The sequence below is a fragment of the Arthrobacter sp. SAFR-044 genome (assembly GCF_059414985.1).
Genome location: NZ_JBPFDN010000014.1, coordinates 29,473 through 48,889 on the forward strand (window position 1 = coordinate 29,473; position 19,417 = coordinate 48,889).

The window sequence follows — 19,417 nt, forward strand, 5'->3', positions numbered from 1 at the left end:
CCCAGTTGACGAAGTAATGACCCGATGGCCCAATAGTGTTCAAATGTCCAAACGCCTTATAAAAGAACGGTGCTGCCAACCTGATTTCCAAGGCGGCGAAAAACCAGACACCGCACGCTGATCGTATAACGGCGGCCGCAAAAGTGCAGCAGTTTTTGCGTTACTGGTTAGCGCTTTCCTGCTGGTCAGCCAGCAGTTCCGGAATCCGGTCCGGGGGAACGGGCCGGCTGAAGTAGTAGCCCTGGGCACTCCGGCAGCCCAGGCCGCGCAGGATTTCCGCCTGCTCGGCCGTTTCAACGCCCTCCCACACCGCTTCCAGCCCGCATGCCCGCACCAGCTGCAGGACCGCTGCCACCAGGGCGGGCTGGTTGGGGTCGCTCTCCAGCCCGGTGATCAGCGACCGGTCAACCTTGACCCGGTCCACCGGCAGCCGGCGGAGGTAGCTGATGGACGAGTAGCCGGTGCCGAAGTCATCGATCTCGATGCCCACGCCCAGGCCGCGGAGGCCGCCCAGCGAATACCGGTCCAGCTCATTGCCTTTGACGATGGCCACTTCCGTCAGCTCCAGGACAACCTGTTCAGGCCTGACCCCGGTCTCCTGGAGTGTGTTGCGCACGTCCTCGATGAACTGCAGGCTTTGCAGGTCGGTGGCGGAGATGTTGATGCGCACGGAGAACCTGCTGTCCACCAGGGTGGCATCAATCCAGGCCCGCAGCTGCTTCACCGCGGTCCTGAGGACCCAGAGGCCCAGTTCCGAGATCAGTCCGGCCTCTTCGGCAAGAGGGATGAACTCATCGGGCATGATGAATCCGCGGGTGGGGTGGTTCCACCGGACCAGCGCTTCCACGCCCTCGATCCGTCCGGTGCCCAGCTCCACCACCGGCTGGTAGTACAGCGTCAGCGCGTCGTTCTTGATGGCGGCCCGCAGGTCATCCACCAGCTGGCTGCGGAGCCGGCGCATCAGCAGCAGTGCGGGCTCGAACCGGTGCAGCTTGTTCTGCCCTTCGGCCTTGGAGGCATACATGGCGACGTCCGCTTCCATCAGCATGTCCTCCGGGCTCTGGCCCGCGCTGCCCACGCTGAGCCCGATGCTGGCACCGCAGCGCACGCTGCGGCCTGGGAGCTCAACGGGTTCCTTGAGGGACGCCAGGATGCGGTGCGCCACGATGGCCGCCTGGTCTGCCGAGGCGGAGGGCATGACGATGGCGAATTCATCGCCACCCAGGCGGGCAACGACGTCGGACGAGCGCACCGCGGCCCGAAGCCTGTCACCCACGGTCACCAGGACCTGGTCACCGGCCGTGTGCCCCAGGCTGTCGTTGATGGATTTGAAGGCATCCAGGTCCATCAACAGGATGGCCGGCCCTTCCTCCGCCCGCTCGCCGTCCGCCGCGGCCCGGGCTTCCAGCGGGGCGCGGAGGGCCTCGAGCAGCGCCGACCGGTTGGCCAGTCCCGTCAGCGGGTCCTGCATGGCCATCTTCTGCATCTCAAGGTGCGCCTCGTGAAGAAGCTGGGTCCGGACCTGGACCCGCTGCTCGAGTTCCTCGTAGATGACCTGCAGGTCTTCAGCCAGCAGATTGGTGCCCATGATGATCGCATCGAGCTCGTCCCGGGCCGGGGACACCTCTATCCGGGACGTAAGGTCGCCGGAGGCAAGCCGGACAATGCCTTCCAGGAGCTGGGAGAGCCGGGGATCGTCATCGGCAAACATGCCAGTCCTCCTTCGGCGCCTAGTTGGCCTGGACGCGGTCGGTGCCGAGGGGAAGGCTGACCGTGACGGTGGTCCCGGTGCCCAGGGTGGAGGCGACGTCGATCCGGCCGCCATGGCGGTCCACGATGTCTTTTGAGATGGCAAGGCCCAGCCCTGTTCCAGGGATGGCGCCGTTCATCGCGTTGGAGGCCCGGTAGAACCTGGTGAACACGTGGTTGATTTCGTCCTCCGAGATGCCGATGCCGGTATCGGCGACCCGCACGGTGGCCCACTTGGAGCCATCGGCCGTGGCATGGGATTCGCTGCCCACCTCGATCCGGCCGCCGCTGGGCGTGAACTTGATGGCGTTGGAGACGAGGTTGGTGAACACCTGCTGCAGCTGCACCTCATCGGCGAGTATTTCCGGGTCCTCCGGAACCGGGTCCACCTCGATGGTGACGTTCTGGAGGGTCGCCAGCGGGCGGAGCGCCGCGGCCACCAGGTCCAGCGTGCGTCCCAGGCGCACCGGCGACAGCTGCATTTCGGCGGTGTCCAGGCCGCCGCGGGAGACGCTGAGCATGTCCTCGATGAGCGTCCGGAGCCGTTCGGTGTTGCGGACCACGATGTCCAGCATCTGGTGGACTTCCTTGGACACCGGGTGCTCGGTGCTTTCCTGGATCATGTCCAGGTACGCCATGATCGAGGTCAGCGGCGTGCGCAGCTCGTGGTTCACGGTGGCCAGGAAATCTGTCTTTGCCTTGTCGAGTTCGCGCAGCTGCTTCACCACCTGCTGCTGGCTGCTGATCAGGTGGCTTTGGATGAGCCCGTAGGCCGCGTTTCCGGCCACGTGCTGGATCAGTCCCAGTTCGGCGCTGGACCACGTCCGGGGGCGGTCCATTGTCGCGATCCAGATGATGCCCAGGGAGGACTTGCCTTCGCCGATGGGCACCGCCAGGGTGGAGGCCGCTCCCGCGACGGCCCGTGCCGGCTTTTCGTCGGCCCTGGGCTCGGTTTCGTTGCCGTCCGCGGACAGTGTCTCTGTTCCGGCCCAAAGCGCATCGGCCGTGGCCCGCGCCTCGTCCTCGCCGGGAAGGGCCTCCCGGGGCAGTTCCGCCAAGCCCTGCCGGTGCCAGCTGGCGGTGATCACCGGGACGCGGTGGTCCTCGAAGGTGGCCAGGACAACGTGGTCGGCCTTAAAGGTCCGGCCGAAGCCGGAGACCACGTGGTTGGCGATTTCTTGCGGATCGTTAGTGGCGCGGACCGCGGCGGAGACCTCACGCAGCTGCTCGCGGAGCCCCTCGGCCTCCTGCCGGGCGGCACGGCGCCGGGCCACCTGCTCGATGAGGACGGATGCGCGGTGCACCAGCTCTTTGGGCTCCGGCGGTTTGGTGATGCAGTCGTGGACGCCAGGGGGGTTGGCTGCGGCTGTCTCCTGCGGATTGTCCAGGTCCACCATGACCAGGACGGGGACCGCGGACTGGGCGGGGGACAGAAGCGCGTCGGCGACGACGACGGAGGGTTGGCCCGCGTCCAGCAGCGCGGCGAGGCCGTCCGCGTCCGTTGCCTCCAGGACGCCGTACCCGGCGTCCCGCAGTGCCTGGGCATTGCGGGCCAGCCGGCCGGCGTCGGGATCGGCGACGACGGCGGTGCGGGCCAGGCGCACGCCACTCGGCACAGCCGTCACAGTGTTCCTTTCCTCCCAGTTGAGTACATTCTAGGGGGACGCAGGCCGAGCCGGTCCAGACCGGGCGCACCCGCGGTTCGACGCTCCGTCATCGCCACCGCGGGGAGACGCGCCGTAAGGCGACTGAAGCGGCGTGGGTTGGCCTGGGTGGACCATATATTTGAGCGGTGTCCTCCCCAACGAAGTCGCCGCGGTCCGTCCTGCAGAAGTACCTGATGATCCCCAAGCTGGTCAGGTTGTCCCGGGGCGCGCCAAAGGACCGGCACAAGGCATGGGATGCGTACTGGGCGGGCATCACGGCCACGGGTCCGGGCGGCGAGGTCTTGTGGGATTCGGGCAGCGACCATGAGTTCCTGGGCTACAGGGACAGCCTCCTGCGCTACCTGGACCCTGCGCTTCCCGTGGTGGACGCCGGCTGCGGACACGGCAGCTTCACCCGGGCCCTCGCCGGCGTCTTTCCGCGGGTGGTCGGCGTGGACGTGTCGCCGCACGCTGTTGCCAGGGCCCGCGTGGAGTCCGCCGGAACCGGCAACATGGCCTTTGAGGCACGGGACATGACGGCGGAAGGCGCCGGGGCAGCCCTGGCAGAGTCCATCAACGCTGACACTGACGGGGCCAACGTCTTCATCCGCGGCGTCCTGCACGTCCTGGCCCCGGCACACCAGATGGCGCTCGTCGAGAACCTCCGGTTCCTGGCTGGCCGCCGCGGCACCGTCTTCATGGCGGAAACCAACTTCCAGGGGAACCCGGTGGAATACGTGTCCCATCTCGGGGCAACCACCCGGGGCATTCCGGCGCCGTTGGAGCTGGCCATCCGCGGACTTCCCATGCCGGGGCACTTCGGCCCCGAAGAGCGCGGACTTGCGTTCCCGGCGTCGGACTGGGAACTCCTTGAAGATGGCCACACGGCCATTGAAACCAACCCCGTGACAGGTGTGCCCGGCCAGGACCGGGTGCCCGGTTACTACGCCATCGTCCGCCCCTGCAGGTAACCCTGCCCGCAGGGTTATTAATATCCCCGCAGACTTCCGCAGGCAGTCCGCAGATCACCTTCCTTCCCCTTGACAGGGAAGCAGATCCAGAGGCTCCATGGTAAGTAGACTTACTAGTTAGCCGAGGCGAAAGGAAGGCCGCTGTGGCAGAGGATAAAGGCAATAGGGCCCGCAATCCGGGCGGGGAAGGGGACGAAGAGGATCTGGGCGCCGGTCCCGAAGGCGGGAAGATCCGGCGTGGACCCGAGTCCTCGAAATCCCTGAAATACTCGCAGGAAATCACCTCGCCGGATGACGAGCCGGAACGCGAAGGCCGCAGCCTGGCCACCACCCACCACGAAGCCATCAGGCAGTGGGCGGAGGAACGCGATGGCGTTCCGGCCACGGTGGAGGGCACGGAGCACGGCGACCATCTCGGAGTGCTCCGGATCGACTTCGGTGGCAAGGACGACAAGCTCCGCCACGTCAGCTGGGAGGAATGGTTTGACACCTTCGACTCCCGGAAACTGAACTTCATCTACCAGGAACAGCGCAGCGACGGCACCCAATCCAACTTCTTCCGGCTGGAAAACCCCAACCGGGAAGACGCCTAAGCCGCACCCGCGCCCCAGCGTCCCCGGGCACCGGATTACCTTCCGGGGCCGCTGCACCGGCCGCCGGCGCAAGACCCACAGGAACGATCATGACCAGCCTCATTCCGTCCGGCGAACTCCGCCGGATGCTGCTGCCCCCCACCTACGGACGGCACGTCACCTCCGCCACCGAATTCACCATCCTTTCCGTGGAGGTATGGGCCTCCGGGTTAGTGGTAAACATCCACCTTCCCTCTGACGACGCCCCCGAGCCCCGGCTTATGCTGCAGGACCACTTCGGGACCGAATACACGCTGCAGGAATCCGCCACCGTCGGCAGCCGCAACCTGCAGGTCTTCACCCCATCGGTGCCCCCCGGCACCAGGAGCCTGACCATCAGGTCAGCCGACGACGCCGACGGCCGGCCCGTCGTGACCTTCGCGGTGCCCCTCATGGCCGTGCAGGAAGACCGGCGAAACCTGGCGGCGGAAGGCCGCGAAACCTCCACCGCCGCCGACGACGAGTCCTACCAACCCGACCTCCGACGCCCCGCCTGACCTACCGAAAGGTCCGCCATGCCCGACACCAGCAACTTCACGCCCTCCACCGCCATTGTCACCGCCTCCGACTCGGGGATCGGCAAGGCAACAGCTGTTGCGCTGGCCCGCGCCGGAATGGACGTGGGCGTTACCTGGCATACGGACAAGGCGGGTGCGGAGGGAACGGCCGAAGAGATCCGCAACCTGGGACGCAGGGCCGTGGTCCGGCAACTGGACACCACCGAACTCCGCGGCGCGGCGGCCGTCATCGACGACCTTGCCGCAGAACTGGGCGGGCTGGACGTTTTCGTGAACAACGCCGGCACGGGGGCCAACACCAGGTTCCTGGACATGGGCATCGACGACTGGATGCGGATCCTGGACACGAACCTCAACGGGGCATTCGTCTGCCTGCAGGCCGCGGCACGCCGGATGGTCGCGGCCGGCAAGGGCGGGCGCCTGGTGGCGGTCTCCAGCGTGCACGAGTTCCAGCCCCGCGTCGGGTCCTCCGCTTACGACGCGTCCAAGCACGGACTGGGCGGCCTCATGAAAACGCTGGCCCTGGAGCTGGGACAGTACGGGATCACGGCCAACACGGTGGCGCCCGGCGAGATCGCCACGCCCATGACAGGGCAGGAGGACCAGGATCCGACGACGACGGAGCGCCCGGGGGTGCCGCTGGGCCGGCCGGGCCATGCGCGGGAGATCGCAGACGTCATCGCCTTCCTCGCCTCGCCCGCCTCAAGCTACGTGACTGGGGCCGCCTGGGTGGTCGATGGCGGCATGCTGCAGATGGGCCCCCAGGCGGGTTCGCACCTTACGGGCAACGAGTGGCGGGAAGGCTAGGCGGTTCCAGCCGCCAGGCAGTCCGCATTGCGGATCTGGCAAGCGCTTTCCGAGTCCGTGCTGGCATGATGGAGCGCATGCGCATTCTTATCGCTCCGGACAAGTTCAAGGGGTCCCTGACCGCAGCCGAGGCCGCCGCCGCCATTGCCGAAGGGGCGCTGCGGGTTTACCCCGATGCCGTCGCCACCCAGTTCCCCATCGCCGACGGCGGGGAAGGAACCCTGGAAGCGGCCGTCGCCGCAGGCTATGAGGAGCGGCTGAACGCCGTGGTGGGCCCCATCCTCGCCCCGCTCGGCGCCGCCTGGGCCATCCACAAGGGAGGCGACGGCAAGGTGACGGCAGTGATCGAGACGGCGCAGGCGTCCGGCCTGGCGGACATGGAGCCGACCCCGGAAAACTCCCTCCGCGCCCACAGCTACGGCTGCGGCCAGCTCATTGCCGCGGCCCTGGATGCCGGTGCCACCGAGATCGTCCTGGGGCTGGGCGGTTCGGCCATGACCGACGCCGGCAGCGGCGCCCTGCGCGCCCTGGGCCTGAAACCCCTGGACTCCGCGGGCAACGTGGTGCCCCTGGGCGGCGGGTCGCTGGCCGACGTCGTCGCCCTGGACATGAGCGGGCTGGACCCCCGGCTCTCCGCAACCACTTTCCGCATCGCCGTCGACGTCCAGAACCCGCTGTACGGGCCATCCGGCGCCGCCCACGTCTTCGCCCCGCAGAAAGGTGCGGACCAGGAGACCGTGGAAATGCTCGACGCCGGGCTGCGCAACTGGGCGTCAGTGCTGCGGGAAAATACAGGCCGGGACGTGAACGTCCCCGGCGCCGGCGCCGCCGGCGGCTTCCCGGCGTCGTTCCTTGCCTTCACCGGCGCCACGCTTGAAGGCGGCTTTGCACTGGTGGCCGGCCTCACCGGACTGGCCGGCCAGCTGGACCAGGCGGACCTGGTGATCACCGGGGAGGGGTCCATGGACTCCCAGTCGCTGACCGGCAAGGCGCCGATCGCGCTGGCCGACGCGGCCCGTGAACGCGGAATCCCCGTCATTGTCGTGGCCGGCAGGATCCTGGTGACCTTCGATGACCTCGCCGGGCACGGAGTGGTGGCCGCAGCCCAGTTGCTGGATGTGGCATCCAGCCCGGATGATGCTGTGGCGAACGCCGGCAAGTACCTGGCCTGGGCAACCAGCCAGGTACTTGAGGGCGCCTAACCCACGATCGTGGTGTTGCGTCGCCGCCGGAAGATGAGGATGGCAATCACCACCAGGACGGCCACGCCGGCGACCACCCACGGGGTGTAATTCAGGCGGGTGGACTCATTCTGCGCCGACTCGCCGGTCCCCGGATTGGCCGGACCTGTGGACGCGGTATCCCCGGGAGAAGGCGTGGGAGAGGTGGCAGCGGCCCACGCCCCTCCTGAGGATCCCGAGGCCACCCGTTCCGGGAGTGCCTGGCCGGTGGCGGACACGGGCGCCGCAGCGGTGGCCGTGCCGGCAGCAAGGGCCGGGGCGGCCAGGAGCAGCAGGGCCAGCAGGGTGGTTCGCACGAAAGTTCGCATACAGTCTCTCCTCTTTGAGCGTGGCTGGTTGGGTTGAACCGGGGCCTCAAGCACCGGTTTCGTAGTGGGGTTCTGCAGTTGGCTTTGATTCCGGGGACCCCTTTTCCCGGAGGTAAACCGACGCGCCCACCAGGACGGCGACGGCCAGGAACTCGCTTTGCCAGTTCTGGAAGGACTCGAACCAGAAGCGGCTGGTGCCCAGATACTGCAGGAACGATATGGCGGGCTGGCCATGGCTTTGCTGATCCTGGTTGTACTCGTCGACGCCTCCTGCCGCGTGCAGGAGGAACGAAGCCAGGAACAGCACGAAGAACATGATCGACAGGGAGTGCTCATACAGTTTGAGGGCGGCGCCGCCGCGCCGGACCGGCCACGGGGTGGCCCTGCTGATGGAAGCGTGGCGTGGATCCTCATCCTGCGGTGCCTGCTGGCCCATCGGTTTGGACTCGGATGAGCCCTTCTGGAACAGGAACACTGTCAGGACCACGTACATGGCCATCTGCAGGAACTCCGATTCCCAGTTCTCAAAGGTCGCCTCCACGAAGGCGCCCGTTCCCAGGAACTGCAGGACCGATACCGCAGGTTCCCCGTGAGCCTGCTGCTCATCGCTGTAGGACGCTGCGCCGGACAGGATCATCCCCACGAAAAACGCGAGGAAGAGGCCCGCGTTGGCCAGCAACAGCCCATGCTCTTTGGCCCATTTACGCATTTCTCACTCCTTAGCTTCGGCGGCCGGGAGCATTTTCCCCGAGGCCCGCTTATTCAGGCGCAGCGGCACGAACACCAACATGACCACCATGACGCCCAGCAGTGCGCCACCGGCTGTGATTCCGGCCGAACGTCCAACTGCCACGTCGAAGACAAGGGCTGCCGTCCCCGCGCTCAACAGGGCAATGCCTCCGAGCGCGATTTTGGTGATGGTGTCCGCGCTCGAGACCAGTGTTTCCTTCAGCCGTTTGCGGAAAAGCCGGCGGTGCACACTCACCGGGAGAAGGATGAACGCGGTGGTCAGGGCCGCGATCACCACATTGGTGAGGTAAAGGCCCACTTCCCAGTCGTCCAGCTTTTCAAACCGCTGCTGGAACGGCAGGGTCAGCAGGAAACCGGCCAGGATCTGCACGCCGGTCTGGAGCACCCGCAACTCCTGCAGGAGTTCCGCCCAGTTACGGTCCAGCTGCTCCTCGCGGGTCTCGTTCCGTCCCGTTCGGCCGGTGTAGTCCTCAACTTCGGACATCTGCCCTCCTCGCTCTTCCCGCCTGGTCCAGGCCTTCTTTCTACTCCTCCCGTACCCAGAAACAAGGCAGGCCGTTGCGCCTTCTCCAACATTTGATAAGTTTACTGATTATTACCCGCGGTGGTGGACTTGGTCTTCTGCCCGGGATAGCTTCAAAGGGCCGGAGCACGGCGGGCTCTTCTACATCGACACCGGTCAACCGACAGCAGGCAGGCGGACTATGAGCGACACGGACAAGCAGACAGACCAGCCAAAAGATCCGCGCGGCGGCTACCACTCCGGCCCGTTCCCGGAGCAGGAACAGAAGCAGCCCGGGCTCACGGCGCCAATGGATCCCAAACCGGACCACGGGGAGCACAGCTACAAGGGAAACGGCAAGCTCGAGGGAAAAGCGGCACTCATCACCGGCGGGGACTCCGGCATTGGAAAAGCTGCAGCCATCGCCTTCGCCCGCGAGGGTGCCGACGTCGCCATTTCCTACCTGCCAGAGGAGGAAGACGATGCCCAGGACACGGCAGAGTGGATCAGAAAAGCCGGGCGGCGGGTGCTTCTCTTTCCCGGGGACGGGCGCGAAGAGCAATTCAGCACCCGCATCGTAGAGGAGACGGTGGCCGAATTCGGACGCCTCGACGTCCTGGTGTTGAACGCCGCGTACCAGAAGAACCGCGAAAGCCTGGAGTCACTTCCCACCGAGGAGTTCGACCGGGTTTTCCGCACCAACCTTTACTCGCTGCTGTGGTCCGCGCGGGCGGCGGTACCGCACCTGAAGGCCGGTGCTTCGATCATCACCACGGCCTCCATCCAGGCCTTCAACCCGTCACCCGGGCTGATCGACTATGCCATGACCAAGGCGGCGCAGGTGGCGTTCACCAAAGCCCTGGCCCAGGAGCTCGGCCCCAGGGGAATCCGCGTCAATGCTGTGGCCCCGGGCCCGATCTGGACACCCTTGATTCCTGCCACCGAGTGGCCGGACAAGCTCCCGTCCTTCGGGCAGGACACGCCGCTGGAACGGGCGGGACAGCCGGCGGAACTCGCCGCGGCCTATGTGCTGCTCGCATCCGAGGACGGCTCCTACATCTCCGGCGCAGTCCTGCCGGTCACCGGCGGCAAGGGACTCTGAGCAGGACGGGGCAGCATCACGGCGGCAGTGCCAAGAAGACCAGCAACATCGGCAACGAACAACAGGAGGAAGCATGACGCAGGAGAACCAGCAGGCTGAACCCGAGTCCGCCCCGGGCGGCTACGGCACCCCCACCGCGGAACAGGAAGCGGCAGGCACCCAGGGCGGCCAGCAGTCCGGCGGGGGAGCGCAGCAGTCCAGCGGCGGCACTTCTTCAGGCGGCGCGGACACCAATGAACCGCAAGCGGGAACGGGCCAGAGCCAGGTCCCGCATGACATGGACCTTCCCTCCAGCGCCGCGGAGATCGACGAGTCGAACGACGATTCCCAAGGATCGGCGCCGGTCTCATCCGAGTCCGGCCAAGAGGCCACGGGCATTCCGGACGGCAGCGGAAACGACCTTCCGCAGGAGGAATCGCCCAATGACGACGACGAAAGCTTCGACGCCGGGTAAGCCAGCCTGAGCCAGGGCCCCTGTTTTTGTCGCCTTTGACGGTGGCCGAAGCGGGGCCCTTTCGCCGTTCCGGCAGGGCAGGCCTACGGGCATACATCCAGCCCCGCTGGGTACGGAACACGGGAAACCAATTCGCCGGCCAGCGGCAGCCGCAAGCACCTTGTGCTGCCCGCCGGCGCCAACTTCAAAGCCAGGAAGGTGAACCGTGGGCATGAGGTTTTCGGAGCAGTGGGCCCGGCAACCAGACGGGCCGGGCAAGGTGGCGGTGGACGTCCTGGTGCCCACCTGCAACCGGCCGGCCGAACTCGCCGTCACCCTCGCGGGACTGGCCGCACAGCAGGAACCTGAGTTCGCCGTTGTGGTCAGCGACCAGTCCGCGGGGCAACCGGCCTGGGAACACCCTGCCGCCGCAGCTATGGTCCGGGTGCTTGAGGCACAGGGCCGCCCCGTCACGCTGCTGCGCCACCTCCCGCGCCGTGGACTTGCCGAACACCGGCAGTTCCTGCTGGACCAGTCCACCGCGGACCAGTGCCTCTTCCTGGACGACGACGTCTGGCTGGAACCCGGTGCCCTGGCACGGCTGAGCCAGGCGCTCGACGAACTCCAGTGCGGCTTTGTGGGAATGGCGCCCCAGGGCCTGTCCTTCCTTGACGACCACAGGCCGGAACAGGCGGCAAACTTTATGGCCTGGGACGGCCCCGTGACCCCGGAACGCGTCCGTCCGGGCACCCCGGAATTCGAACAGTGGCCGCTGCACAGCGCCGCCAACCTCAGCCACCTCAGCACGGAACTGTCGCTGCAGCCAGGCCAGTGGGTGCCGTACCACGTCGCATGGCTGGGCGGCTGCGTGCTCTACCGCAGGGAGGCATTGCACGACGCCGGCGGGTTCCGTTTCTGGAGCAGCCTCCCGGCTGACCACGCCGGGGAGGACGTGGTGGCGCAGTGGCAGGTAATGGAACGGCATGGCGGTGCGGGCATCCTGCCCTCCGGCGCGGTCCACCTGGAGTCGCCCACGACCGTGACGGACCGTCGGGTGGAGGCCCACGACGTCGTCCTGAAGAAGGACTCGGTCTGACCAGCCCCTAGTGGCCGGGTGTGGCGGCGAGTTTCAGTCCGAATCCCACCAGGACGGTACCGGTGATGCGGTCCACTACCTTGATGCTGCGGGGACCCTTAAGCCACTTCGAGGCGAGCTGCGATCCGAAGATCAGCAGGGTGAACCAGGCCATGGTCAGCAGGCAGTGCACACCGGCCAGCACCACACCCGACAGCAACGGTGAGGTCCCGGCAGGGATGAACTGCGGGATGGTGGCGATATAGAACACCCCTACTTTGGGGTTGAGCAGGTTGGTGCCGGCACCGGTCGCCCAGCCCCGCACCAACTGCCCGTTCCCGGCCACCTGGACCGCGGCCGCTTCGGATGGCGTTGCCTCTGCCCCTGCCTTTGCCCGGCTCTTCCACAGCAGGGACGCGCCCAGCCAGACCATGTACGCAGCGCCGGCCAGGGTCAGGGCGCGGTAGGCAATTTCGGAGGCTGCCAGCAGGGCCGATACGCCGACGGCGGCCGCCACTCCCCAGATCATGGCACCGGTGCTGATGCCCAGGGCGGTGGCAAAGGCGTAGCCCCGCGACCTGGTGATGGACGAACGCAGCACGAGTGCGGTGTCGATGCCGGGAACCAGTGTCAGGAGTCCTGCCACTACGGCGAATGAAAGTACGGCCTGGGTAAGAGTCACCCTTCCAGAATAAAGGGGCCGGCGGCTGCCTCAGTTCCCGCTGCCAGGCACGCCCGAGGCGTCCAGCGGGTACGCCACATACGCGAAACGGTCCGAATCCGGCGACCAGCTGTTGACATTAAGGGTGCCCTGGCCGCCGAACACCGGCCAGGTGTTCAGCGGCGTGGCCCAGTCACTGGTGGAGACAAGGACGACGTCGACCGGCAGGTCCGCGGGGTGGCCTTGGGTTCCTGCGGGGAAACGGACGTAGCTCGCAAGGCGGCCGTCGGGGGAGAGATGCGGAAACCAGTCCACAGTGCCGCTCTTCAGGAGCTGCTCGAACTGACTGCCGCCGGGCGGACGCGGCCAAGCTGGGCGTGTCCGGGAACCATGGTGAAGGATTCGGTATTCAGGTACAGCCAGGTTCCATCCGGGCTGTACTCCGGCCCGTCGCAGTGGCCGGGTCCGACGTCGACCGTTGCGGCAGCACCGCCGTCGGACGCCGTGGTCATCAGGCGGCCCGGCCGCGTGAAATCCCCACCCTCAATCCCGACATAAGCGAGGTGCTCGCCGTCGGGACTGACGCCATGCAGGAAATGGAAGCAGCCGTCGTCGTCGGTGATCCTGGTGCCCCGGCCGCCAGCCAGCGGCGCACGGTAGATGTGCCCGTCGTCAGCCGAAAGGAAGATGGTCTCACCGTCTGGTGCCAGCACATGGTCGTTGTTAAGGGCCGGGACGCCGGTGAGCGGGACCTCGGAAAGGGACCGGTCAGCCAGGCTCAACGTCCAGAGCCTGCCATCCCCGTTGAGGATGAGTGCCTGGCCGTCGAACGTCCAGTTAGGTGCCTCGAGAAGCATATTCTCCGTGGAGTATGCCAACTCGGGTTTCCCCGGAACCGCTGCAATCCATACCTCGCAGCGCTGGCCCGGCCGAAGCCTCCGCACGGGTCAGTCCTTGCTGCTGAAGGCGGCGTCGAAGCTGGTTTGGGAGGCGGGGAAGTCGTATTTCTTGAGTGCTGCGAGGGCTTCGGGGGCGCCGTGGAGGCGGTCCATGCCGGCGTCTTCCCATTCGACGCTGATGGGGCCGTCGTAGCCGACGGCGGCGAGGGCGCGGAACGAGGCTTCCCAGGGGACATCGCCGCGGCCTGCGGAGACGAAATCCCAGCCGCGGCGGGGGTCGCCCCAGGGCAGGTGGGAACCCAGGACGGTGTTGCGGCCGGTTTGGCGGATCTTGGTGTCCTTGCAGTCCACGTGGTAGATCCGGTCCTTGAAGTCCCAGATGAAGGAGACGGGGTCGATGCCCTGCCACATCATGTGCGAGGGGTCCCAGTTCAGGCCGAACGCTTCGCGGTGGCCGATGGCTTCGAGGGTGCGGACGGTGGTCCAGTAGTCGTAGGCGATTTCGGAGGGGTGGACTTCATGGGCGAAGCGGACGCCGTTTTCGTCGAAGACGTCCAGGATGGGGTTCCAGCGGTCGGCGAAGTCCTGGTAGCCGGCGTCGATGACTTTTTCCGGGACGGGCGGGAACATGGCGACGTACTGCCAGATGGCGGAGCCGGTGAAGCCGACGACGGTGTCCACGCCGAGGGCCTTGGCGAGCCGGGCGGTGTGTTTCATTTCCTCGGCGGCGCGGGTGCGGACGCCTTCGGGGTCGCCGTCACCCCAGACCTTGGACCCGACGATGGCCTGGTGGCGGAAGTCGATGGGGTCATCGCAGACGGCCTGGCCCTTGAGGTGGTTGGAGATGGCCCAGACCTTGAGGTTGTATTTGTCCAGGATTTCGAGTTTGGAGTCGACGTAGCCGGGTTCGTCCCAGCGCCAGGCGTCCAGGTGGTCTCCGGAGACGGCGATTTCGAGGCCGTCGTAGCCCCAGCCGGAGGCAAGTTTGGCGACTTCTTCGAAGGGCAGGTCGGCCCACTGGCCGGTGAACAGGGTGAACGGGCGGGGCATGCGGGGCTCCTTGACTGAAGGCTGGGCTGGCGGGCGCGGCTGGTGTGCGGCGCTAGTGGCGGACGACGGTGAGGGTGCTCTTGTTGGCTGCGGATTCCTCCACGGCGTCCAGGACATATTGGACGTTCAGTCCTTCTTCGAACGACGGCGAAGGCTGGGTCCCGTCCTTGATGGCGGTGAGGAAGTCGCGGACCTGGTGGGTGAAGGTGTGTTCCCAGCCGATGATGTGGCCCTGCGGCCACCACGCTTCGAGGTAGGGGTGCTCGGGCTCGTTGACCAGGATGCGGCGGAAGCCTTGTTCGCGCACTGGGAGTGTCGCGTCGAGGAAGCCGAGCTCGTTGAGGTTTTCCAGGTCGAACAGGAGACTGCCCTTGTCGCCGTAGACCTCGATCTGCAGGCTGTTCTTCCTGCCGGTGGCCACCCGGGAGACCTCGACGGAGGCGATGGCCCCTGAGGTGAGGGACAGTGTAGCCCAGGCGGCGTCGTCGACCGTCACGTCCTCGGTTCCCTCTGACCCGGGGCGCTGGCTGACGAAGGTGTTGAGCCGGCCGGAGACTTCGGTGACCTGGCCGCCGAGGAGGAACAGGACCTGGTCGATGGCGTGGGAGGCGATGTCGCCGAGGGCACCGGACCCGGCGGTTTCCTTCCGCAGCCGCCAGGTCATGGGTGCCTGGGCGTCGGCGAGCCAGTCCTGCAGGTAGGCGGCCCGGACGTGCCGGACGGTGCCCAGCCGGTCTTCGGCGATCAGTTCTTTCGCGAGGGCCAGGGCGGGCACGCGGCGGTAGTTGAAACCGATCATGGACTGCACACCCCGGGCGCGGGCCTTCGCCGCTGCGGCGGTCATGAGTTCGGCTTCGGCCAGGGTATTGGCGAGGGGTTTTTCCACCAGCACGTGCTTGCCTGCCTCCAGGGCGGCGATGGCGATCTCGGCGTGCATCCAGCCCGGCGCGCAGATGTCCACGATGTCGATGTCATCCCGTTCGATCACGGTGCGCCAGTCAGTGGCTGATTCGGCCCAGCCGTACTTCGCAGCGGCCTCAGCCACGGCGGTGGCGTCCCGGCCCACGAGGACCTTCTGCTCGAAGGCCGGGACGTCGAAGAAGCTGGCCACATTCCGCCACGCGTTGGAGTGGGCCTTGCCCATGAAGGCGTAACCGATGGCGGCCACACCCAGCGGGCGGGAGGCCGGGCGGGAGGCCGCCCGGGAGGCCGGGGATTCTGACGGGTGTGCGGGTGCGGTCATGATGCGTTCCTGCGTGCTTCCTGCTGGCTGGACGGGTGTTGCCGGGTTAGATGGTTGCGGTTTCCGGCGCCCAGTCCTCGGGGAGGGCGGGGGATGCCGGGGCCGAACTCTCGACGTTGACGAACGTGCCCGAATCGACTGATTCCGAGATGGAGACCATGGTGTCCAGGACGTGGTAGGCCAGCTCGCCCGTGGCGCGGTGCGCGACGCCGGCGCGGATGGAGCGGGCCATGTCCAGGACACCCATGCCGCGGCCGTTGGCGGGTCCGGTGGCGGGAACTGTGGTCCAGTCCTCGTCGCCGGCGCGCCAAAGCTTGATGTCGCCGGTGAAGTAGTTGGGGTCCGGCAGTGAGATGGTGGCTTCGGTTCCGGTGATCTCTACGAAGCCCATCCTGGTGCGGGGGGATTCGAAGGAGAAGACGCTGTGCGAGGAGGCGCCGGATTCGAACTGCGCCATCGCGGAGACGTGGGTGGGCACCTCGACGGTGAACTCCTCGCCTGCCTTGGGCCCGGACCCAATGACGCGCACGTCCTTGGATTTGGAGCCGACGGCGGCTACCTTGCGGATGGAGCCGAAGGCCTGGACCAGGGTGGTCAGGTAGTACGGGCCCATGTCGAACAGCGGGCCGGCGCCGTGCTGGAAGAGGAAGGCCGGGTTCGGGTGCCAGGATTCCGGGCCAGGGGTCTGGAACGTGGTCATGGCCGTCAGGGGAGTGCCGATGTCGCCGCGCTGGATCAGGCGCAGGGCGGTCTGGATCCCGGCGCCGAGGAAGGTGTCCGGTGCGCAGCCCAGGCGGATGCCGGCGGCGTCGGCGGTCTTGAGCAGGCCGAGCCCGGATTCGCGGTCCAGGGAGAAGGGCTTTTCGGTCCAGACGTGCTTGCCGGCGTTGACGGCTGCTGTGGCCACCTCCACGTGCGCGGCGGGGATGGTGAGGTTGACGATGATTTCGACGTCCGGGTGGTCCAGGGCCTTGTCCACCCCGCCCCATTCGGGGATGCCGTATTCCTTGGCGCGGGCTTCGGCGGCGTCCTCGAACAGGTCGGCGATGACGTGGACCTTGAGGTCCGGGAACGCCGTGAGGTTGTCCAGGTACTGCTTGCTGATCACGCCGGCGCCAATGACGCCTACGCCTACCGGGCCGCTGCGGGCCGGCTTGCCTGCGGGGGTGCTCATGCGTTGGCTCCTTCGGCTGCGGTGTTGGTCTCCAGGAAGGCAAGGCTCTGGGCGATGCCCTCGAAGATGTCGCCGTCGTAGTCGTCAAACTCCACCACGCCCACCTCGAGGGACTTCGCGGCTGCGATGACGTCAAGGACCGGGACCTTGCCCTGTCCGGCCGGCTGCTGTGCCTTGTTGTCCCTGGTCAGGGGGCCGTCCTTGATGTGGATGAACTTCACGCGGTCACCGAGCTTGGCGAGGATATCGATGGGGTCCTGGCCGCCGACGGCCACCCAGTAGGTGTCCACTTCCAGGACCAGTTCCGGATCCAGCAGGGACTCGAAGTACTCCAGCGCGGTGCGTCCCTCGATGGTGGACTCCAGTTCCCAGGCGTGGTTGTGGTAGCCAACCCGGATGCCGTACTCCGCGCCCTTCTTTGCGGCGGCATTGAGTTTCTCCGCGGTGGACTGGATGTCCTCGGCCTTCTGCCAGTGCTCGGCAGGCAGGAACGGATCGATGACCGTGGTGATGCCCAGTTCCTTGGCCGCGGCGAAGATCTCGTCCTGGTCCTGGCTCAGCAGCGGCGCGTGGCCCGACGGTGCGGTGAGGCCGTTTTCCTTCAGGGCGGCGCCGAGTTCCTTGGCGGTGGCCACGAAGTTGTAGGGCTCAACCTGGGTGTAACCGATCTCTGCAACCTTCCGGATGGTGCCTGGAAGGTCCTCGGCGATTGCGTTGCGCAGGGTGTAGAGCTGGAGTGAGTAGGACATGGTTTTCCTTAACGTTCTGTGGTGGGTCGTTGTGGGCTTGTGTCAGCGGCCGGCGAGGGAGCCGCCGATGCCGCCGACGCTGAAGTATTTGTTCAGCGTGGCGAAGACGATGACGGGCGGGAGCATCATGACCACGGCCAGGGCCATGACGGATGTCCAGTCCGTGGCGTTCTGCTGGAAGAAGGACTGCACGCCCATGGGAAGGGTGAAGATTTCGTTCGAACGCAGGAACACGATGGCCACGAGGTAGTCGTTCCAGGCCAGGAGGAAGGCGAAGATCGCGGTGGAGAGCACGCCGGGAAGGGAGTTCCGGAGGACCACCTTGGTGAAGGAGCCGAAGACCGAGCACCCGTCGATCCAGGATGCTTCCTCAAGGCTGATGGGGATGGAGTCGAAGTACGCGGCCATCATCCAGGTGGCCACGGTCATGGTGGAGCCCACGTAGATGATGGTCAGGCCCAGGAGGTTGTCCACCAGGCCCATGCCGGCGAACAGGATGAACAGCGGCACCACGGAGGTGATGATGGGCAGGGACTGCATGACGAACAGCAGCAGGGAGTACCCGGAGACTGCCTTGCTGCGGCCGCGGGAGAGCACGTAGCCGGCCGGGGCTGCCACGGCCACGGAGACCACCACGGTGGAGAGGGTGGTGACCAGGCTGTTCTTCAGCCAGGTGGCGGCCAGGGTCTTGGAGAAGACGCCGCTGAGGTTCTCGAACGTCAGGCCGGTGGCGGTGCTGTTGGGGCCCGGGGTGAAGGCGAGCACCACGGTGACCATGATGGGAATCAGCACGATCGCGGTGATGATGAGGATCGCGGTGAACCGCCACCAGCGGCCGCGCTGGCCCGCTTCGGAGAGGACCCTGCGTCGCTTGCCGGTGTCGACGCCGAGCGCGGGGCCGGATTCTGCGTGGGCGTGAAGGACTGCGCTCATTATTCGACGCTCGACTTTCGGATCTGGCGGTACAGGATGACTGAGATGACCACCAGGGTCATGGTCATGAGGAAGGCGATGGCCACGCCGGGGCCGGTGGCGAAGTCCTGGAATACGGTCCGGTAGGCCAGGACCACCAGGGAGGTGGTGGCACTGACGGGCCCGCCGCCGGTGAGCAGGTAGATGGTGGGGAAGTCGTTCACGCAGAAGATGGTCATCAGGATCCAGCTGATGTACGTGGACCGTGCAATCAGCGGAAGGGTGATCTGGCTGAACTGCTGCCAGCGGCTGGCGCCGTCCATGCTGGCTGCTTCGTAGACGGTGCTGTCCACGGAGGCCAGGGCGGCGGAGATCATCATCATCATGAAGGGGAAGCTGACCCAGACCTTGAATACCATCACCGTTACGGAGGCCAGGGTGGGATCCGCCAGGAAAAGCGGCGTACCCATGCCCAGGCCCCGGAACAGGGACGGGATCAGGCTGTCCGGGGTTGCCACCAGCCAGTTCCAGGCGGTGGAGGACACCACGATGGGCACCACCCAGGGCAGGAGGAGCAGGACCTTGAAGGTGTTGCCGGCCGGGATCTTGGTGCGCAGGAGCAGGGCGAGGCCCAGGCCCACGAGCCAGGACCCGAAGACGCCCACGATGGTGAACCACAGCGTGAACTGGGCAGCTTTCCAGAACGCGGGCGAGCCAAGGACCGTGGCAAAGTTCTGCGCGCCCACGAAATTGCCGGTCTGGAGCAGGTTGCCGTCATGCGTTGCCTGGACGGCGGCATAGATCAGCGGGTAGCCGTGGATCAGGACAAGCAGGACCACGGAGGGAAGCAGGAGCCAGAAGAAGGTCCTGGTTGCCTGTGCCGATAGCTTGCTCTTGCGTTTGCCGGGGGCGGCCCCGGACCCGCCGGGGGCAAGTCCCCGGCGGGCCCTGGACAGGCCGGACTGTGCGGTGGTGCTGGACATGGCCGGTGCCGT

The 19,417-nt window shown here is 66.7% G+C and carries 22 protein-coding genes; 8 read left to right on the forward strand and 14 right to left on the reverse strand.

All coding sequences use genetic code 11. From position 1 onward, the window contains the following. Positions 1-160 precede the first annotated feature (160 nt). Together ACR65J_RS18075 and ACR65J_RS18080 are read right to left on the reverse strand one after the other, a co-directional pair. On the reverse strand, positions 161-1,711 hold the full coding sequence (locus ACR65J_RS18075; protein ID WP_440171651.1) for a putative bifunctional diguanylate cyclase/phosphodiesterase: 1,551 nt from the start codon (positions 1,709-1,711) through the stop codon (positions 161-163). Positions 1,712-1,730: 19 nt separating this feature from the next. Further along, positions 1,731-3,374 carry an ATP-binding protein gene (locus ACR65J_RS18080; RefSeq protein ID WP_440171653.1) on the reverse strand — a complete coding sequence of 548 codons (1,644 nt, stop codon included), beginning with the start codon at positions 3,372-3,374 and terminating at the stop codon, positions 1,731-1,733. A gap of 215 nt (positions 3,375-3,589) precedes the next feature. Between ACR65J_RS18080 and ACR65J_RS18085 the strand changes: the two genes are divergently transcribed. The 5 genes from ACR65J_RS18085 (at position 3,590) to ACR65J_RS18105 (ending at position 7,525) form a co-directional block, all read left to right on the forward strand. After that, positions 3,590-4,366, forward strand: coding sequence for a class I SAM-dependent methyltransferase (locus ACR65J_RS18085; protein WP_440171801.1), 777 nt, complete (start codon positions 3,590-3,592; stop codon positions 4,364-4,366). A gap of 143 nt (positions 4,367-4,509) precedes the next feature. Then, entirely contained in the window at positions 4,510-4,959 is a 450-nt protein-coding gene (locus tag ACR65J_RS18090; protein WP_440171655.1) for a hypothetical protein, read from the forward strand. 89 nt (positions 4,960-5,048) lie between these two features. Further along, positions 5,049-5,495, forward strand: coding sequence for a hypothetical protein (locus tag ACR65J_RS18095; protein WP_440171657.1), 447 nt, complete (start codon positions 5,049-5,051; stop codon positions 5,493-5,495). A gap of 18 nt (positions 5,496-5,513) precedes the next feature. Further along, positions 5,514-6,323 (forward strand): SDR family oxidoreductase, encoded by an 810-nt coding sequence (locus tag ACR65J_RS18100; protein ID WP_440171659.1) that lies wholly within the window; start codon positions 5,514-5,516, stop codon positions 6,321-6,323. 77 nt (positions 6,324-6,400) lie between these two features. Then, entirely contained in the window at positions 6,401-7,525 is a 1,125-nt protein-coding gene (locus ACR65J_RS18105) for a glycerate kinase (RefSeq protein WP_440171661.1), read from the forward strand. Here ACR65J_RS18105 and ACR65J_RS18110 read toward each other — a convergent pair. Genes ACR65J_RS18110 through ACR65J_RS18120 form a run of 3 tightly spaced genes read right to left on the reverse strand, consistent with a single transcriptional unit; the run spans position 7,522 to position 9,106 of the window. Further along, positions 7,522-7,872, reverse strand: a complete 351-nt coding sequence (locus ACR65J_RS18110; protein ID WP_440171663.1) for a LuxR family transcriptional regulator — start codon at positions 7,870-7,872, stop codon at positions 7,522-7,524. The genes ACR65J_RS18105 and ACR65J_RS18110 overlap by 4 nt on opposite strands. A gap of 46 nt (positions 7,873-7,918) precedes the next feature. Continuing rightward, positions 7,919-8,581, reverse strand: coding sequence for a DUF6766 family protein (locus tag ACR65J_RS18115; RefSeq protein ID WP_440171665.1), 663 nt, complete (start codon positions 8,579-8,581; stop codon positions 7,919-7,921). A 3-nt stretch (positions 8,582-8,584) separates the two neighbouring features. Then, positions 8,585-9,106 carry a DUF6328 family protein gene (locus ACR65J_RS18120; protein ID WP_440171666.1) on the reverse strand — a complete coding sequence of 174 codons (522 nt, stop codon included), beginning with the start codon at positions 9,104-9,106 and terminating at the stop codon, positions 8,585-8,587. 220 nt (positions 9,107-9,326) lie between these two features. Here ACR65J_RS18120 and ACR65J_RS18125 point away from each other — a divergent pair, with 220 nt between their 5' ends. The 3 genes from ACR65J_RS18125 (at position 9,327) to ACR65J_RS18135 (ending at position 11,755) form a co-directional block, all read left to right on the forward strand. Beyond that, positions 9,327-10,226, forward strand: a complete 900-nt coding sequence (locus tag ACR65J_RS18125) for an SDR family oxidoreductase (protein ID WP_440171668.1) — start codon at positions 9,327-9,329, stop codon at positions 10,224-10,226. A gap of 73 nt (positions 10,227-10,299) precedes the next feature. After that, positions 10,300-10,680, forward strand: coding sequence for a hypothetical protein (locus tag ACR65J_RS18130; RefSeq protein WP_440171669.1), 381 nt, complete (start codon positions 10,300-10,302; stop codon positions 10,678-10,680). 211 nt (positions 10,681-10,891) lie between these two features. Next, positions 10,892-11,755 carry a glycosyltransferase family 2 protein gene (locus ACR65J_RS18135; RefSeq protein ID WP_440171670.1) on the forward strand — a complete coding sequence of 288 codons (864 nt, stop codon included), beginning with the start codon at positions 10,892-10,894 and terminating at the stop codon, positions 11,753-11,755. A gap of 7 nt (positions 11,756-11,762) precedes the next feature. Here the strand turns inward: ACR65J_RS18135 and ACR65J_RS18140 are convergent, their stop codons facing one another. The 9 genes from ACR65J_RS18140 to ACR65J_RS18180 form a co-directional block, all read right to left on the reverse strand. Beyond that, positions 11,763-12,416: a LysE family translocator gene (locus tag ACR65J_RS18140; protein WP_440171672.1), complete on the reverse strand. Its 654-nt coding sequence runs from the start codon at positions 12,414-12,416 to the stop codon at positions 11,763-11,765. A 30-nt stretch (positions 12,417-12,446) separates the two neighbouring features. Continuing rightward, positions 12,447-12,710 carry a hypothetical protein gene (locus ACR65J_RS18145; RefSeq protein ID WP_440171674.1) on the reverse strand — a complete coding sequence of 88 codons (264 nt, stop codon included), beginning with the start codon at positions 12,708-12,710 and terminating at the stop codon, positions 12,447-12,449. Between the two features lie 11 nt (positions 12,711-12,721). Then, complete coding sequence (locus ACR65J_RS18150) at positions 12,722-13,252, reverse strand: TolB family protein (protein ID WP_440171676.1); 531 nt, start codon at positions 13,250-13,252, stop codon at positions 12,722-12,724. Between the two features lie 90 nt (positions 13,253-13,342). Next, entirely contained in the window at positions 13,343-14,344 is a 1,002-nt protein-coding gene (locus ACR65J_RS18155) for a sugar phosphate isomerase/epimerase family protein (RefSeq protein WP_440171678.1), read from the reverse strand. Between the two features lie 52 nt (positions 14,345-14,396). Next, positions 14,397-15,587: a Gfo/Idh/MocA family protein gene (locus ACR65J_RS18160; RefSeq protein ID WP_440171680.1), complete on the reverse strand. Its 1,191-nt coding sequence runs from the start codon at positions 15,585-15,587 to the stop codon at positions 14,397-14,399. A 46-nt stretch (positions 15,588-15,633) separates the two neighbouring features. Further along, positions 15,634-16,761, reverse strand: coding sequence for a Gfo/Idh/MocA family protein (locus tag ACR65J_RS18165; protein ID WP_440171682.1), 1,128 nt, complete (start codon positions 16,759-16,761; stop codon positions 15,634-15,636). Beyond that, positions 16,758-17,510 carry a sugar phosphate isomerase/epimerase family protein gene (locus ACR65J_RS18170; RefSeq protein WP_440171683.1) on the reverse strand — a complete coding sequence of 251 codons (753 nt, stop codon included), beginning with the start codon at positions 17,508-17,510 and terminating at the stop codon, positions 16,758-16,760. Before ACR65J_RS18170 ends, ACR65J_RS18165 begins: the two co-directional genes overlap by 4 nt. Before the next feature lie 42 nt (positions 17,511-17,552). Beyond that, positions 17,553-18,443, reverse strand: a complete 891-nt coding sequence (locus ACR65J_RS18175) for a carbohydrate ABC transporter permease (RefSeq protein WP_440171685.1) — start codon at positions 18,441-18,443, stop codon at positions 17,553-17,555. After that, positions 18,443-19,405: a carbohydrate ABC transporter permease gene (locus tag ACR65J_RS18180; RefSeq protein WP_440171687.1), complete on the reverse strand. Its 963-nt coding sequence runs from the start codon at positions 19,403-19,405 to the stop codon at positions 18,443-18,445. Before ACR65J_RS18180 ends, ACR65J_RS18175 begins: the two co-directional genes overlap by 1 nt. Between the last annotated feature and the right edge of the window lie 12 nt (positions 19,406-19,417).